Origin of the sequence: Dyella sp. (genome assembly GCF_035503745.1) — a bacterium.
Taxonomy (GTDB): domain Bacteria; phylum Pseudomonadota; class Gammaproteobacteria; order Xanthomonadales; family Rhodanobacteraceae; genus Dyella_B.
In genome coordinates this window covers 69,454-86,717 of sequence record NZ_DATJTC010000017.1, presented here as the reverse complement: position 1 = coordinate 86,717, position 17,264 = coordinate 69,454, and the positions used below count along the sequence as shown (strand labels likewise).

Annotated in this window: 13 protein-coding genes; 9 read left to right on the top strand and 4 right to left on the bottom strand. The window is 62.5% G+C overall.

Annotation, left to right across the window (positions count from 1 at the left end; genetic code table 11):
- Nucleotides 1-240: 240 nt before the first annotated feature.
- Together VME63_RS06400 and VME63_RS06395 are read right to left on the bottom strand one after the other, a co-directional pair.
- Nucleotides 241-609 (bottom strand): VOC family protein, encoded by a 369-nt coding sequence (locus tag VME63_RS06400; RefSeq protein WP_325431428.1) that lies wholly within the window; start codon nt 607-609, stop codon nt 241-243.
- 40 nt (nt 610-649) lie between these two features.
- A complete protein-coding gene (locus VME63_RS06395; protein ID WP_325431426.1) occupies nt 650-988 on the bottom strand; it encodes a cupin domain-containing protein in 339 nt (112 codons plus the stop codon).
- A gap of 249 nt (nt 989-1,237) precedes the next feature.
- Between VME63_RS06395 and VME63_RS06390 the strand changes: the two genes are divergently transcribed.
- The 9 genes from VME63_RS06390 (at nt 1,238) to VME63_RS06350 (ending at nt 15,398) form a co-directional block, all read left to right on the top strand.
- Nucleotides 1,238-2,494: an SGNH/GDSL hydrolase family protein gene (locus tag VME63_RS06390; RefSeq protein WP_325431424.1), complete on the top strand. Its 1,257-nt coding sequence runs from the start codon at nt 1,238-1,240 to the stop codon at nt 2,492-2,494.
- A gap of 368 nt (nt 2,495-2,862) precedes the next feature.
- The gene (locus tag VME63_RS06385; protein ID WP_325431422.1) at nt 2,863-3,165 is read left to right on the top strand and encodes a hypothetical protein; all 303 of its coding nucleotides are present in this window, start codon (nt 2,863-2,865) and stop codon (nt 3,163-3,165) included.
- 480 nt (nt 3,166-3,645) lie between these two features.
- Complete coding sequence (locus VME63_RS06380; RefSeq protein WP_325431420.1) at nt 3,646-5,304, top strand: S53 family serine peptidase; 1,659 nt, start codon at nt 3,646-3,648, stop codon at nt 5,302-5,304.
- 276 nt (nt 5,305-5,580) lie between these two features.
- Nucleotides 5,581-6,228 carry a DUF4142 domain-containing protein gene (locus VME63_RS06375; RefSeq protein ID WP_325431418.1) on the top strand — a complete coding sequence of 216 codons (648 nt, stop codon included), beginning with the start codon at nt 5,581-5,583 and terminating at the stop codon, nt 6,226-6,228.
- A gap of 501 nt (nt 6,229-6,729) precedes the next feature.
- Nucleotides 6,730-9,066, top strand: a complete 2,337-nt coding sequence (locus tag VME63_RS06370; RefSeq protein WP_325431416.1) for an alpha-amylase family glycosyl hydrolase — start codon at nt 6,730-6,732, stop codon at nt 9,064-9,066.
- Between the two features lie 192 nt (nt 9,067-9,258).
- Nucleotides 9,259-9,840 (top strand): RNA polymerase sigma factor, encoded by a 582-nt coding sequence (locus tag VME63_RS06365; protein ID WP_325431414.1) that lies wholly within the window; start codon nt 9,259-9,261, stop codon nt 9,838-9,840.
- Entirely contained in the window at nt 9,840-10,856 is a 1,017-nt protein-coding gene (locus tag VME63_RS06360) for a FecR family protein (RefSeq protein WP_325431412.1), read from the top strand. Before VME63_RS06365 ends, VME63_RS06360 begins: the two co-directional genes overlap by 1 nt.
- 339 nt (nt 10,857-11,195) lie before the next feature.
- Complete coding sequence (locus tag VME63_RS06355) at nt 11,196-14,270, top strand: TonB-dependent receptor (protein ID WP_325431409.1); 3,075 nt, start codon at nt 11,196-11,198, stop codon at nt 14,268-14,270.
- 339 nt (nt 14,271-14,609) lie between these two features.
- Nucleotides 14,610-15,398: a polysaccharide deacetylase family protein gene (locus tag VME63_RS06350; RefSeq protein ID WP_325431407.1), complete on the top strand. Its 789-nt coding sequence runs from the start codon at nt 14,610-14,612 to the stop codon at nt 15,396-15,398.
- A gap of 71 nt (nt 15,399-15,469) precedes the next feature.
- Here VME63_RS06350 and VME63_RS06345 read toward each other — a convergent pair whose 3' ends face one another.
- Together VME63_RS06345 and VME63_RS06340 are read right to left on the bottom strand one after the other, a co-directional pair.
- Nucleotides 15,470-16,783 carry a DUF389 domain-containing protein gene (locus tag VME63_RS06345; protein ID WP_325431405.1) on the bottom strand — a complete coding sequence of 438 codons (1,314 nt, stop codon included), beginning with the start codon at nt 16,781-16,783 and terminating at the stop codon, nt 15,470-15,472.
- Between the two features lie 266 nt (nt 16,784-17,049).
- Complete coding sequence (locus VME63_RS06340) at nt 17,050-17,229, bottom strand: hypothetical protein (RefSeq protein ID WP_325431403.1); 180 nt, start codon at nt 17,227-17,229, stop codon at nt 17,050-17,052.
- Nucleotides 17,230-17,264 lie beyond the last annotated feature (35 nt).

Here is a 17,264-nt window from a genome sequence, read left to right as displayed (position 1 = left end):
AAGCATAGGATGCCCATCAACGCCGATCGATTTTCGCCTGCACCCCTTCTTTATGACGTCTGCGTTATGACGTATGCGTTGGCTTGCGCGCATCCTGCTTACGTCAATGCACTTGTAAAGCCCAACGGAGTCGCCCCAGGCAACCTGTGCCCCTTTGCAAGGCGCCTCAGCCGGTCCCCGTATCCACTATCAGTATTTACCGGCGCCGGCATGCTTGCCATGACCCCGTCCTTGAAGGCACTACGCCTGCGGTCTATGGCAGACCACTTCAACATTATGCCCGTCCGGACCGATGACGAACGCTGCGTAGTAGTTTGCGTGGTAGTGCGGGCGCAGACCGGGCGCACCATTGTCTTTGGCGCCTGTTTCCAGGGCCTCGCGATGGAACGCATCCACTTGCTGGCGATTGTCGGCCACGAACGCCAGGTGAAGGTGCGCCGGCTTGTCCTGGGTTTGGTACATGCACAATGACACTTTGCCGTCCGAGCTAAGCTCGATTCCGTGCGGTCCTTCTTGCACTACCGCCATGCCCAGCGGCGCAAGCGCCTTGAGAAAGAACGTCTTGCTCGCTGCGTAATCGCTGACGCCGAATACGACGTGATCGAACATGATTTCTCCTGATGCGGTACAGAGGGACCGCGAACACGTATCACGACTCCCCGCCCTGCGCTCCCCAAAAAACGACCCAGGTGGCGAAATCCTCGGAAAATTTCTCGAAGCGATGCGTGGCCCCGGCCTCGACGAAAATAACATCCTGCGCCTTGAACGGCGAACGGATTCCATTCTTGACGAACTCGCCCGCCCCGCTGACGACGATGTACAGCTCATCTTGCGCATGAGGGGTTTGGTTGTCTTCCCCTCTTGGCGCATACAGGCCAACCTTCATGGTTCCATGCCTAAGCCCATAGTGGAGACGAAACGGGGCTTCATCGCCGGGGAGTTTGTCGATGGCGTCCTGCAGTGCGAACATCCAGTTCTGATCGGTCATGGCGCATCACCGTTTTGCAGGCATGCCGAGCTTATACACCTCAAATCCCAAAAGCTCTATTGCAACGGCGCAGAAACGTGAGTGCATGGTTGGCCCCCATCTCCGGCGTCCGCCATGCCTTGCAGCAGGCGCTACCTCCCGCTGCGGTCGTACACGGATACCAGCCCGCTGGATGCACGCCGCCAAGCTGGTACGCTTGCGCAGCTGAAACAGTGATCCCGCCATCGACCGAGACCCCAGCCCAAGCCTATGAAACGCACTAGGAAGGATTTCAAGCGCCTCGCCCTGTTCGCCGCACTGGTGTGTGCCGCCGCATGTCTGCAGACACACGCCGCCGATCAGGTGCCGAGATGGATCGCCACCTGGGGTGCCGCGCAGCAGACTCCAGAGCCGCGAAACGCGCTGCCGGCGAAGGATCTTCAAGACGCCACCGTGCGGCAGATTTTCCATCTGTCCGTGGCCGGGCGCACGTTGCGCGTCAAAGTTTCCAATGCATTCGGTACCGCGCCCTTGCACTTTACTTCGGTGCATATCGCGCGTCCGCTGGCGGCCGATGCGCCTGCCATCGATCCTGCCAGCGATCGCGCGTTGAGCTTTGCAGGCGCGCCCGACGTGCTCGTGCCGGCGGGTGCCGAATATCTTTCCGACCCCATCGACTATCCCGTCGATGCGTTGTCCAACCTTGCCGTCACCTTCCATCTGGATAACGCCCCGCAGGGCGAGACCGGACACCCGGGCTCGCGTGCCACCACGTATCTGGTGCATGGCAATGCGGTCGGTGCGGCAAACTTTAGCTCGCCCGAAAAAGTGGACCATTGGTATCAGATCGCGGAAATCGATGTGCAGGGCTCGCCGCAAGCGGGCACCGTGGTCACGCTGGGCGATTCGATTACCGACGGCCACGCTTCCACCACCAATGGCAATGACCGCTGGCCCGATGTATTGGCCAGGCGCCTGCAGCAATCGCCGGCCACGCGCGCGCTAGGCGTGGTGAACAAGGGTATCGGCGGCAATCGCCTGTTGATCGATGGCCTTGGACCCAATGCACTGGCGCGCTTCGATCGCGACGTGCTGGCGCCGGCCGGTGTGCGCTGGCTGATCGTGCTGGAGGGCGTGAACGATCTTGGCACCCAAATGGAGCATGGCGACGTATCCAAGGCGCAGCATGAAGATCTCACCCACCGGATCATTGCCGCGTACCAGCAGATCATCGACCGTGCCCACGCACACGGCATCCGCGTAACCGGCGGCACGATCACGCCGTTCGGCGGCTCGATGTACGACCACCCCGGCACACTGACGGAAGCCGAGCGCCAGGCGATCAACGCGTGGATCCGCGCGCCGGGCCATTTCGATTCGGTGGTGGATTTCGACGCAGTGGTGCGCGACCCGCATCACCCCGAGCGCCTGCTGCCCGCCTATGACTGCGGCGATCATCTGCATCCGTCACCGGTCGGTTATCGCGCCATGGGCGAGGCGATTCCGCTGACGTTGTTCGAGCGCTGACGTAAACACGCTCGCTCCGCGCGGGCTTGGTCCTTGCCGCGAATCGGCTTTCGCTGACGAGCTATTCGATCGGCAAGGTATGACGTTGCAATGGGTATCGAGCCGCGCCTTGCCCGCAAACACAGCGTCGGCCATGGCCCTTGTAAAGAAGCCGCCGGCTCGGCATCCCATCCCCATTCGATCTGCAAGCGGCTATGAATTGAATCGATTGAAAAGTTGCTAAAACGAATTCGCCTCTGCCGCCTTTGCAGTTTTCGCCATCCCTTCACACCTGCGGTCCGATCCTGCTTTGCATCAGGCGCGATTTGGCACGACTTATGTATGCCTACGCTCAAGGACGTTGTCCGCAGGTAAGTCAGGGGGTTGCCATGGGAGCCAGAGCGCCGACGCACGGATGCCTGCACCACGGGTTCAGGGGTCGCGAAATCCAGCATCAGCACGGCGACGTGCAAATCCGCACGTTGCGGCAGATCTACGGCGGCGGATTCGCGCCGGCGTTCTGCGCTTCGTATGCGCTGCGCGACGTGCTAGCGATGCTGGATCGGCCATCGCTGGATAAATTGATGGTGGACTTCAAGCGCGGGGAACTGGACGCGAAGATCGCCGCTGCGATCAGCATGGACCTGTGCGCCTTTAGCGAACCGGTAAGCGGAGCGATCGGTCATCACTGACGTTACCGGCGGGCGATGGGCTGACGCACTGCGTCGCTTCGCTACCTTCGCCGCCATCGATAGCGCCGGAGGCCGACGCCTCGGCTTGCATACACGCAACCTACACGCGGCGCTTGCGTGGCCACGCCGTCCGCGACTTTGCGCACCGGCTTTTGCATACACGCAGCCGTCACGAACAGCACGTTTTTTCACGCTTTCCATGCGCTTTTTCTCGGTGCACCAGGTACCGCGTCACGCTTTGACGAACTCGCGTCGCCGACGCGCCGTTTCGTGTTCCAGCTTCACTCCAAGACCACATTGGCAAGCCTACGCTCCCGCGGCCACTGGCACCCCTGGGGAGGGGGGTATTTTGCTGGTTCCTCCAATCATTTCTTTCACCGTCACTGTCTATATGGGGAGCATTCTCAAATGAATAGAGCAGCTTCGACTGGAATAAATGCTGGAAAGGGAATTTCTCGCCTGGCGCGCAAGGCATGCGGCTTGTCCGTTGCCATCGCCTTGGCATTCGGCGCAACGACAGCAGCGCAAGCCGCACAGTTTTCAACGCACCATGTGCGCGACGTGGTCAATCAAGGCATCGCCAAGCAGGTGGGCCATCTGCCTTCCTCGCAGCTGATGAGGCTCGATGTGGTGCTGCCGGTGCGCGACCAGGCAGGCCTGGATGCGTTTGTCGCGGCGGTGACCAATCCGTCGAGCCCGACGTATCGCCATTATCTGACGCCCGCGCAATTCACCGCGCAGTTCGGCCCGACCCAGAACGACTACGCCACGGTCGTGCAGTACCTGACGCGTAACGGCTTTACCGTGGTCGGCGGCAGCCGCGATAGCATGGATATCCAGATCGTGGGGCCGGTGTCGTCGGTGGAATCGGCGTTCAACGTAAAGATGAACACCTATCAGCACCCCACCGAGAACCGCGTGTTCTACAGCCCCGATCGCGAACCGACTACGTCGCTGGCGATTCCGCTGTGGCACGTGTCGGGCTTGAACAACTATTCGATTCCCCACCCGTTGTACGTCAATCGCACCACCTACGCACAGACGCACGGCTTGAGCGCGGAAAGCCTGGTGTCGCATGCGACCACCGGCTCGGGTCCGTCCTCTTCGTTCCTCGGCAGCGACATGCGCGCGGCCTATTACGGCGGCACTGCGCTCACCGGCGCCGGCCAGAACCTGGGCCTGTGGGAGTTCTATGGCACGGATCTCGCTGACCTGACCACGTACTACAAGAACGTGAAGCAGACCAACAACGTGCCCGTGACGGTGTATTCGACCGACGGTACCAGCACCTCGTGCACGGCATCGAGCGGTTGCGACGATACCGAGCAGACGCTGGACATGACCCAGGCGCTTGGCATGGCACCGGGCCTGAACAGCCTGGTGATGTATGTCGGCTCCACCGACACCGCGATCATCAGTGCGATGACCACGCACAGCCCGCTGCCGACCACCATCGGCTGCTCGTGGGGCTGGACGCCGGACGATCCGTCCACGCTCGATCCCTACTTTGAGAAGATGGCCGCCCAGGGCCAGACTTTCTTCGCCGCCTCGGGTGACGATTCGACCTGGTCCTCGCGCAACGAAGCATGGCCCGCTGACGATACCAACGTGATCTCGGTCGGCGGCACGGACCTCACCACCAGCAGCGCGGCCGGCCCGTGGAAGTCTGAAACGGCGTGGACGGACAGCGGAGGCGGCATCTCGCCCGACAAGATCGCCATTCCGTCATGGCAGCAGATCAGCGGCGTGATCAACTCCAGCAACAAGGGTTCGACCAAGTACCGCAATGGTCCGGATGTGGCGGCCAACGCCAACTTCACCTTCTATGTGTGCGCCGACCAGACCACCTGCACGGCCAACGAGTACGGCGGCACCAGCTTCGCGGCGCCGATGTGGGCGGCCTTCATCGCGCTGGTCAACCAGCAGCTGGCGGCCAACGGCTCGGCCGGGGTAGGCAACTTCAACGCCACCGTGTATCCGCAGAATGAGTCCGGCGGTGCGTTGACCAGCACCTACACCACCGACTTCCACGACATTACCAGCGGCAAGTCCGGCAGCTATTCGGCCGTGACGGGCTACGACCTGGTGACCGGCTGGGGCAGTCCAAAGGCGGCGCTGATCACCACGCTAAGCCAGTAAGGCCCGGCCAAGCCGGTTTAACTTGGGGCCCGGGATGGAATCCGGGCCCCTTTCTTTTGCCCGGACCCTTCCCTATGGCGCGGACCCGGCCTGAACCGCCAGGCGGGCGAGCGCTTCACATCTTGGACACGGCGCGCTGACATCTAGGAATAAATCGTAAGGCGGGACACGCCGTTATATAAGAGCCTGACGAAATCTAAACGCAAAGTGAACTTATCCGGGTTCACATTGGTGTCGTGGGGCTTTCGTGGCTCGGGCGATGGGTGGGAAGGTCGTATGCGCAAAATAAACCTGACGCGTTTGGTAATGGGGTCGCTGCTGGTGATGTGGTGCACTTCAGTGCTAAGCACCGCTTTGGCCGCGGACAACAACCAGGCGCTGGACAGCGGCGAGCATGCATTCCTTGCCCGTGCCATGGCCGACAACGCATCGCAGATGGCCATGGCCAAGCTGGCCCTGCAGAAATCGACCAATCCGCGGATCCTTGAAGTGGCCAACATGGTGCTGGCCGAGCGATCGGCGCTGGACCAGAAGCTGGCCGCGATCGCCGGCAGCTCGGTCGATCGCGCCGCGCTGCAACAAGCCGCCACCCACTGCGCGCGCATGGCTACGCTGGAGTCGCTCAGCGGCGATACGTTCGACAAGACCTTCGCGGGGCTGATGATCCGCGATCACTACCAGATCATTCCTGCCTACGAGGCGGTGAAGTTCGGCACGGCGGACACGGCCATCAAGGCATTCGCGCACGATGCAGTGCCCGCGCTGCAGGGTAATCTGGCGGTGGCGCTGTCCTTCCTGCGCGCTGGCGGCTGGCGTCCCCTGCCGCACCAGCAGGTGGCGTTGAGCAACCCGGTTGCCGATACGCATGCAAGCAAGGTTCCGGTGTATTGGGAATCGCTGTCGATCGTGGCCGCGCCGTGGTGAGATGGCGCTAGCGTTGCGGCTGTAAAAAACCCAAGAGCGCCGCGTGGATGTCCACGCGGCGTTTTTCTTTGCGCGTTTCGACATTTCATGTGGCGCGTCGTCGCCGCACTGGAGGCCAACACCTTCTGCGCCGCACCCGCGGCCGGCGCGGCAGGACAAACCTGCCATCGCTTGACCTCGTTTTGCGACACGGCACCTCCCACTTGTAGACATCTTCTTCACGCCATGCACGCGCATCGCGCCGTGACGCACATTTTCTTCGCATGAATACGTATGCATACGCTGGTTGCTGCACCGCGATGCTTTCTACCATGCCCCGCACCAGCTGACGCACCGCCCAACGCGCAAGTTTTTATCTACGCAATCGATGGGGAGATCGATTCGGCGTTCAACGCAGCTGCGGCATGCACGCTTGCATGAGGCATGCACTTTTAAGGGAACCCTTGCAACGCACGTCCATTGAACCTGTTCAATCATGAAGCAGGATGGAGGCATGCCCGAATGAAGTGTCCTAAATTTCTAGCGGCTCTGCTGGTTTGCGCCGGCCTGGCCATATTGCCGTTGATGCCCGCGCGCGCGGCAATCAACCCGAACAATCTGGGCGCCAGTTATAACGCCGCGCAGACGCAGATCACTTTTCGCGTTTATTCCGCCAATGCCACCTACATGGTGCTGTATCTGTACAGCGCCGGCTACGGCGTGCAGGAGTCGGCCACCTATCCGCTGAGCAACGTCGGCAGCGGCGTGTGGCAGGTGGTGGTGCCGGTGTCGTCGATCAAAAGTGCCGGCATCACCGGCAGCGTGTATTACGGCTACCGCGCCTGGGGGCCCAACTGGACGTATAGCTCAAGCTGGACCAAGGGATCGTCGGTGGGCTTCGTGTCCGACGTGGACAGCAACGGCAACCGCTTCAATCCGAACAAGCTGATGATCGACCCCTATGCGCGCGAAATCAGCCAGGACCCGCTGAATGCGCAAAACCAGGATGCCGACATCTTCGCCACGGGCGGCACCGTCGATGCCAATTTCGGCGTGGCCTACCGGCTGATCGACAGCGGCACGTATGCGCCCAAGGGCATCGTGCTTGCAACCAGCACGCAAAGCACCGGCACCAAGCCCACGCGCGCGCAGAAAGACGATGTGATCTACGAAGTGAATGTGCGCGGCCTGACCAAGCAGGATCCGAGCATCGCTTCGCAATACCAGGGTACGTATTACGGTGCGGGGCTGAAAGCCAGCTACCTGGCCAGCCTCGGCGTTACGGCGGTCGAATTCCTGCCGATCCAGGAAACGCAGAACGACGAGAACGACGTCATCCCCGATTCGACGCAAGACCAGAATTACTGGGGCTACATGACCGAGGATTTCTTCGCGCCCGATCGCCGCTATGCGTATAACAAAGCAGCCGGCGGCCCCACCGCGGAATTCCAGGCGATGGTGCAGGCGTTCCACAACGCCGGCATCAAGGTGTACATGGACGTGGTGTACAACCACACGGCCGAAGGCGGCACCTGGAGCGGCTCGGACCCCACCACCGCAACCATGATCTCCTGGCGCGGCCTGGACAATGCGACCTATTACGAGCTGACCACCGGCAACCAGTATTTCTACGACGACACCGGCATCGGTGCGAACTTCAATACCTACAACCCCGTCGCGCAGCAGATGATCATCGACTCGCTCTCCTACTGGAGCACGACGATGGGCGTGGACGGCTTCCGTTTCGATGAAGGCCCGATCCTGGGCAACAACTGCCTCAACCAATCCTATGAAGCGGCAGCGCCCAATTGTCCCAATGGCGGCTTCAATTTCGACGCCGCCGATTCGAAAACGGCGATCAACCAGATTCTTGCCAACCTCACCGTGCGGCCGGCCAGCGGCGGCAGCGGCGTGGATCTGTTCGCCGAACCGTGGAGCGCCAGCGGCGGCGACGACCAGGGCCAGTTCCCGGCAGGCTGGTCCGAATGGAACGGCGTGTTCGAAAACACCTTGCGCCAGGCGCAGAACGAACTTGGCAACATGACCATTTCGATCGACCAGGACGCGCAGGATTTCACCGGCTCCTCCAGCATCTTCCAGGGCAACGGCCGCTATCCGTGGAACTCCACCAACTACATGGATATCCACGACGGCTTTACGCTGTACGACGTTTATTACTGCAACGGCCCGAATAACAGCCAGGGCTGGCCGTATGGCCCCTCCTCCGGCGGCAACACCACCAACTACAGCTGGAACCAGGGCGGCGCGGCCGCAGACCAGCGGCGTGCGGCGCGCACGGGCCTGGCCTTTACCATGCTCTCGGCAGGTACGCCGATCATGGCCGGCGGCGACGAATACCTGCGTTCTCTCCAGTGCAACAACAATCCCTACAACGTCGACTCCACCGCCAACTGGCTCAACTTCTCCTGGACGTCCGATCAATCGAACTTCTATAACTTCGCCCAGCGTGCCATTGCGTTCCGCCTGGCGCATCCTTCGCTGCGCCCGCTGAACTGGTACACCAGCAGCCAGGTGGAGTGGTGGGAACCGAGCGGCGTGCAGGCCACCACCAGTTACTGGAACAACACCAGCAACTACGCCATTGCCTACACCATCAACGGTTCGTCCTTCGGCGATGCCAATTCGATCTATATCGCCTACAACGGCTGGTCCGGCCAGGTGACCTTTACCTTGCCGCCGCCGCCCACCGGCACCAACTGGTATCGCGTGACCGATACCTGCAACTGGAACGACGGCCCCAATACCTGGGTAACGCCGGGCAACGAAACGCTGATCGGCGGCAGCGGCGCCACCTACAACCAATGCGGGCAATCACTGCTGCTGCTGATTTCCAAATAGCGGCATAAGAGCGAAGGCGGCCGGCCGCCTTCGCTCTTTCTTCGCAAAGCTTGCGCCAGACTGACGCGCGGCGCGCGCGCCAGGGGACCTTCTCACGGTGCGGCATCGTCCGCCATCCACGGCGGACGATTGCGCGCCGCTGTGTTTTGGTCCACATTCGTTTGATATGGGGTAGGTGGCGTGAAACCGGGGATGGATAACAAGCGGGAGAGCGCGTCGTTCGCATCGCTGCCGGATATCCCGGCCATCGGTGCCGGCGAGCAGGCGCATAGCTTCGATGTCTTTATTCGCGACCAGTTTCGCAACCTGGTCCAGTTTCTGCGCGTGCGCACGGCCACCGAACAGGATGCCGAGGATGCCGCGCAGGAAAGCATGGCCAAGCTGCTGCGCTATCGCGATTCGGAACCGCCGTCGGCGTGGAAGCAGCTGCTTTACCGTATCGCGGTGAATGTGGCGCACGATCAATTTCGCGTGGCGCAGACGCATCGCAGCAAGGATCACATCGGCCTGGACGGGCTGGAAATCGCCACCGCCGAACAATCGCCCGAACAGCGCGCCGTGCACGATCAGCAGATGGCGCGCCTGAGCCAGGCGATCGTGGCGCTGCCGCCCAAGTGCCAACGCGTGTATCTGCTCAAGCGCGTGCACGACCTGAGCCATGCGCAGATCGCCGAACGCTGCGGCATATCGGTCAAGATGGTCGAAAAGCACCTCGCCACGGCGCTGACACAGCTGCGGCGCAAGGTAGGCGATTGGCCGGTTGATACGTTTTAATGAACATGGACAGGCAGGATGCAAACAGGGATACCGCGCCGGACTCGCAAGGCGAGGCCGAGCAGTGGTTTGCACGCTTGCTCGATCCGGCCTACCCACCCGCCCAGCGCGCCGCGTTTGAGCGCTGGCGCGCAGCCGATCCATCGCACGCCGCCGCCTATCGCGACGTGGAAAGGCTATGGCGGCTTAGCCTTGATGCATCCAGGCATCCGGCCGTCGCCGCCGCGGCATGGCGCGCGTTGAAGCCCGAACCGTCGGCGCGTTCGCCCCGGCGCTGGCTGTTTCCCACCGTGGCGGCGGCCGCCGCGGCCGCGGTGGTAGCGTCGGTGATCGTGCCACGCTGGTCTTCGCCCGCGCCCGCCCCGGCCGGGGTCACTTACACGACCGCCGCCGGGCAACAGCAAACCGTGCAGCTTGCCGATGGATCCTCCATCGTGCTCGATACCGACACGCAGGTGATGGTCAGCTATAGCGCCAGCACCCGCCGCGTGGATTTGCTGCATGGGCAGGCGCAATTCTCGGTGCACGGCAATCATGCCTGGCCCTTCGTGGTGCATGCGCTGCACGGCACCGTCACCGCGGTCGGCACGCAGTTCCAGGTGCGCATCAACGACGACTGCACCGACGTCGCACTGATCAAGGGCAAGCTCGCCATTGCCACCACACCGGCCAACGGCACGCCGCACGATGCCGCGCTGATCGGCGGACAAGGGCTGGCGTACGATGAAAGCGGCCGCATTTCGGCGGTACACGCGATCGATACGCAGGATCTGCGCGGCTGGACGGAAGGCAAACTGTTCGTGCACGACTGGCGCCTGGCGGACCTGGTCCAGGAGATGAATCGCTATAGCACGACCAAGCTGGAAATCAGCGATCCGTCATTGCGCGACATCCGCATCAGCGGGGCTTTCCGTACCCATGACCAGCCGGCCTTCCTGGCCCTGCTGCAGCAAGGCTGGGCGGTTCGGGCCACGCGCATCGATGCGCAGCACCTCGCGCTGACGCGTCAGCGCTAAGCGTTCTGACGGCATCGCCATGCGTTCGCGCGCGGACGGGTAGGGTTTTGCGTTTCGCACACGTCTTAGGGGTTGGCGGTGCCGCTCGATGGACGGCCAACCCCAGCGCTTACGGTGCGCAAGGACGCGTGCCATGGCTTGGCAACCTCGCCCTTCCCGGCGGGGCTTTGCTTATGCCCGCGACGACCTTGCGAGCCCGCGCCCTTGCCCTATGATCAACCCTGACCGGCCAGCGTGCGATGCCTACGCGCCAGGAGAGGGATGGGGAAGACGGGCCTGTGGCACTGTGATCGGAAGGAAGGCCCGGGCGCCTCTTTCCGCGCGGCCGCGCGCGGCTTGATGACGAGGCGGTCTTTCGCCGCGATGCTGTGCGCGGCGATGCCGCTTTTGCCGATAAGCGCGTCCGCGACGGCGGCCGGCGCGAGCGAAGCGCCGCGTCACCTGTTCAAGATCCAGCCCGGCGACCTGCGCAGCGCACTCGATGCGCTGGCGTCGCAGGGCGACGTGCAGATCGTTTATTCACCCGATCTGGCGGCCGGCAAGACCACGCGCGGCGTCGCCGGGCGCTTCACGCCGGTCGATGCCCTGCGGCAACTGTTGGCCGGCACAGGCCTGGGCTGGAAAACCGCGGGCGAGGGCAACTTCGTGCTGGAGCCGCTAGCGTCGCCGCGTGCGGCAACGATGGCGCCGGCTCGCGCCATCGCCCTCGTACCCAGAACGCTCGATGCGGTCAATGTCAGCGGATCGTTGATCGGCAACGCGGCCATCCAGACGGCCACGCCCACGTACACCATCAGCGCGCAGGACATCAAACTGCGCGGTTTCACCAGCATTGCCGACGTGCTGGAAAACTCGGTGCTGGCTACCGGTTCCGTGCAAGGCCAGCAGACCGCCGGCAGCTTCACCCAGGGTGCGCAGCCGGTGAGCCTGTTCGGCCTGGGGCCGCAGTTCACGCTGATCTTGGTGGATGGCAAGCCGATTGCCGACTTTGGACGCCTTTACAACGGGACCTTCAATTTCACCAGCATCGCCAACCTGCCGATCGCCATCGTCGACCATATCGACGTGATGCCCGGCGGCGCTTCGTCGATCTACGGCTCGCAGGCGATCGGCGGAGTGATCAACATCGTGACGCGCTCGAACGTGGAGGGCGGCGAACTGTCGGTGCGTACCGGCACGTTTTCCGATGGCGGCGGCGCCAACCAGCGCGTGAGTTTTGTCTTTGGCCGCACGTTCGGGCCGTTGCGCGTGACCGGCGCGGCGGAGTTCGACAACGCATCGCCGATCTGGGGCTATCAGCGTCCGTTGACGGTAGGCACCCGTTCCGGCCCGTCCGGCGCTATGCCGCCAAGCGTGCAGGCCGGCATACTCGATTACGGCACGGCCGCCACCTTTACCGGCGAACCCTTGGGCTACTTGAGCCCACCCGCCGGCTGCGACAACCATCTGTTCGCAAACAGCACCGTACTGAGCCAAAACCCGGCCGTCGGCCAGGGCCAGTACTGCGGCTCGGACAAACTGCCCGGCTACGTTACCTTCGGCAATCAGAGCCGCAACTACGATGGCATGCTCAAGCTCGATGACCGCGTCAGCGAGCAGCTTCGGCTGTACAGCGACATCATGTTGAACTGGCAGCAGCAGCGCTGGTTTCCCGGCGTGCCCGCATGGTTTCCCGACGACTTGCCCGAAGGCGCGATCGAAGACGCGGCCACCGGCCACTATCTGTACCTGGAAAAGTTTTTCGCGCCGGAAGAAATGCCCGGCGGCGCGGCGGGACAGATGTACCGCCAGAGCGATCTGCTGTATCAGGCCGATCTTGGCGCCAACGGCCATCTTGGCGACTCCGGCTGGGATTGGGACATCTATTTCCTGCGCACCGGCGATCGCACCGAGGTGGTCGAGCCGCTGGCAATCACCTCGCGTATCGACGCTTTTTTCTACAACATCCTCGGGCCGGTGGTTGGCGTCGATCCGGCTTCCGGGCTCAATATGTACAACCCCAACTACAAGGCGTTCTTCGCACCGGTTACGCCCGCGCAATACGCGAGCTTCACCCAAGGCGTGGGCGAATTGAGCAACACCTGGATCAACAATACGCGCGCGACGCTCAGCAACCCCGCACTGTTCGCACTGCCCGGCGGCGACGCGGGTTTCGCCGCGCTGCTCGAAGGCGGCAGCGAAGCGTGGTACGAGCCGCTCAATCCGCTCTACACGCAGGACGCGGTGTTCGAACACGCCGCCACGGGCGGCGGCGGGCAGCGCGCGCATGGGGCGGCGGCGTTCGAGTTGAATCTGCCATGGCTGCCCCTGTTGACGCTGGATCTGTCGGGCCGCTACGACCGCTATGCGCTGGAGCAAGGCAGCGACAACCACAAGTTCACCTATAAGGCCGGCCTGGAATTTCGCCCCACCGACAGCTTTCTGGTTCGCGGCAATTACACCACCTCGTTCAAGGCGCCGGATCTGTCGGCGATCTTTCTGGGCCCTACCGACTACTACACCACCATCACCGACTACTACCAGTGCGCGCTGGCGCATGCCAGCACCTGCGGCAGCGCCTATCAATACGGCATCCGCGGCACGACGCTGCCCAATACCACGCTGCAGCCCACCACTGCGCAAAGCTGGTCGGTGGGAACGGTGTGGTCGCCCGTCAACAAGGTCAGTTTCAGCGTCGACTACCTGCATATCGCCATCCGCGACGAAGTGGTGCAGCAAGACATCGACACGTTGATTCGCACCGACGCGCAATGCCTGCTCGGGCAGCTCAACCCCGAGTCGGTGCGGTGCCTGTCCCTTACCAATGCGACCAACGGACAGGTACAGCGTGCATTGGGCACCGGCCCTATCACCGGTATCACCACCTATTACGCCAACCTCGCCAACGAAGTGACCGGCTCGATCGTCGGCAGTGCGCGCTACGGCTTTTCGCCCTGGCATATCGGCAGCTTCGACCTGCAGCTCGATTACAACGACATGCTCAGGCACCAGTACCAGCTGGCGTCCGGCCAGGTGCCGATCAACAACCTGGCCAATCCGCAATACAGCACCGAGTTCAAAAGCATCGTCAGCGGCAGCATCGCTTGGACCAGTCCGAACGGCCGTTGGAGCGGCGCGCTTTACGGGCATCGCTACGGACCCTCGCCCAACTATCTGGCAACCAATGACGGTGCCGGCGTACCCGGTGCCGGACGCCTGTCGCCATGGATCACGTTCAACACAAGCGTGAGTTATCGGCCCACGCGCAGCCTTGAGCTATCCATGCTGGTCAACAACCTCGCCAACAAGATGCCGCCCAGCGACCCGACCTATACGGCCTACCCGTATTTCAACTACGACAACTACAACGTATACGGACGGGAATTCCTGCTGCAGATGGAGTTGAAGTTCGGCGCAGGCGCGCGCGGCCGGTAATCGGAAAGGCTCCGTTGCCCGCAACGTAAGCACTACGCAAGCATGGCGTGATCCCTTTCAACTTCGCGAAAGCTTCGCTGCCGCGCGATAGCGCCGCGTTACGTCATTTCGTTTCGCAGCGCGCGATGACTTTACTTATCGCGTCCCTATTTGCCTGTGGAAGCGCGCAGCACACCGTGAAAAGACACCTTCGCGGCTGGCACGGCGCGTGCATGGGTTCCATCGACCTTACTTTGATGAACGACAGCGGACGCTTCTTCATCTCTTGCGAACTGTAGCTTCACCGCGTTCAAGAGGGTGCTGGAGGGCGCAAGCCCAGGTTGTTGGAGACATCGCACCATGACCTTGCTTAAAACTGACACACTCGGAAACCAGACCTTCCACCGGCAGGTGCTATCGGCGGCGCTGACCTTGCTTTGCGGCGTCTGCCTGGTTCTTTTCATCGAGCGCAATACGCAACGACCGCATTTCGCACTTAGCGAAGGCCATAACAGCGTCACGCGCATCGTGCAGCATGACTGGCGCAGCGCAGGCGATTGGATCGCCGGAAAGAAATACGCCGTGCTTACGTTCGACGATGGCCCGTATGGGAGCGGCGTGGACGAAAAGATTCTCGATGTATTGCGCAAGCATCGTGCACACGCCATTTTCTTCGTCATCTGCAGCCGCCTGGACGCAACCAAGTCGGACATGCTCGGCGAACTGGAGCGCGACGGCCACCTGATCGGCAACCATAGTTACGACCATCTCCAGCTCACCAAGCTTCGTGCCGATGAACTTCATCAACAGATTGAAGGATGCAGCCAGCGCATAGCACGGGTTACCGGCCGCCGGCCCGTTTATTTTCGCCCTCCTTTTGGAATGACGTCTGACGCCGTGCAACGTTCGGCCGAAGCGTCGGGTATGCATCAGATGCTTTGGAACGCCAACAGCGGAGATACGTGGGTCACTCAATCCGAGCAGATTCTGCATCTTTCCCTGGAGGAGACCGATGATCAGTCGATCCTGCTCATGCACGACAGGCCGGCCACCGCCGCCATACTGGACGAAACGTTGACTCACCTGGAGCAGCGGGGATTTGAATTTGTGCTGCCGGACCGCTTGCCCGGCGAGGGCCGCTTGGATTGATACCACGCCGCTGTTTCACCGCCACGCGGCATCATCTGGATCCGCGCGACGCCTTCGCGGTGCCGGTTCAGTCAATGGCCCGATGGAGACGTCGCCGCCGGCGCCACGACGACATCGACATCCCAGCCCGGTTCGAGCGCCGATAGACGCCTCTTCAGCTCACTGAGCCTGCCCGCATCGGCATCCCCTGAAGGCGGCAACGAAATGACGATTTTGCGCCGGCTCATATCGACCGCCACGTCCCCCGGTTGCTGCAGCAGGTCTTTCACGTGCAGCGCAATCCACGGTTCGGCCTGGCGCTTGAGCTCGTTGACCTGCAAGGTAAGGTCATCGATCTGCGCGCGCAGGCTGTCGATGTCGGCGCGGTCGCGGCGGGAGCTGTCGCTGGCCTCCAGCGATTGGCGCACCTGCACGATGGCATCGCGTTTGAGCTTCTGCCGCAGCAGGTTTTGGATATTGTCCTGCGCGTCGGCAAGGTACGCGGGCACCAGCAGTACGGCATTGATCAGGTATTGATCGCCGCGCCGCTCCACCTTGAGCTGTTCGATGCTGCCGCCATGGCCGTCCAGATAACTGGCGATGACGGCCTGCGCCTGCTTGGCGGCCAGCGATTGTTCGCCGATATTGCGCAGCGCCAGGCCCAGCGGAATGGCCAGCACGACGAAGGTAACGGCGATCACCAGCGATTGCCACGCGGTGTGCTGGGAGTTCTTCGCGCCGAATCCGTACCATTTGGCCACTAGCGTCATGGCCAGCGCGATTGCCAGCAGGTTGGTCATGAACAGGAAGAATGCGCCGCCGGCGATGCCCGTGTCCCAGGTCGCCAGGCCATAGGCGACCACGGCAAGCGGTGGCATCAGCGCGGTGGCGATGGCCACGCCCACGATCGCCTCGCCCTTGCGCGTGACCACGGCGTAGCCGCCGGCAAGGCCCGAGAACAGCGCCACCAGCAGATCGAACAAGGTCGGTTGCGTGCGTGCAAGGATTTCGCTTGTCGCCTCGCGCAACGGCGACAGCCACACCACGCACATGGCGGTGAGCAGCGCCAGCGCGATGCCGCCCAGCAGCGCGATCAGCGCGTGCCGCATCATGCCAAAGTTCACTACGCACAGCGAAAAACCCAGCTGCACGATGGGCCCCATCAATGGCGAGATCAGCATCGCGCCGATCACGACCGCGGCGGAGGACTGCAACAGGCCAAGGATGGCGATGCCGCAGGACATGATCGCCATGAACGCATAGCGCGGCGTGAACATGCCGCTGTCCTGGACGTTGGCCATCACCGCATCGTGATCGACGCTGCGCGCCAGCTTGCGATGCCAGCGCAGAAACTGGCGCGCGCGCTGGGCCTGCTGCCCCGATGGCATGGAACGGTCCGTATTCATAGAGGGTTCCTGACAGTCGCCTGATCGAAACGAGGGTTGATCCTTGCAAACCTGCAACCGCACCCTGTCCAACGATGAATCGACGTTACCCATCATCCTTTTTTTGCCCGCGGCGCGGCAGTGAGAATGCGCGCGGGCGGCTATCCCGGCGCGAGTATACCCGCGCCGCCGCCTGAAGACGGTATGTTTTGTCTGAAAAACCAAGCGCGCCGCAGCTGCACTCCAGACGACAGGAGTGCGCGGGGCCGGCGGGGTGCCAGGGCGCGTCAGCGTGGGACGCGCAGGCTCGAATCGCGCAATGCCGTGTCGTGCAGCACTTCGTCGGTGGCGGTAGTTTCGATCGTATCCAGCGGCCCGTGCGCCGGCTTGTGCATGCCGGTGGGGATGCCGTGCTGGTCGGAAGTCCCGCTATGGCCGGGATCGGTTTCGCCGGTTTTCGTCATCATGCTGGTTTCCTTCGGACTGCGCGCATTCTCGCATT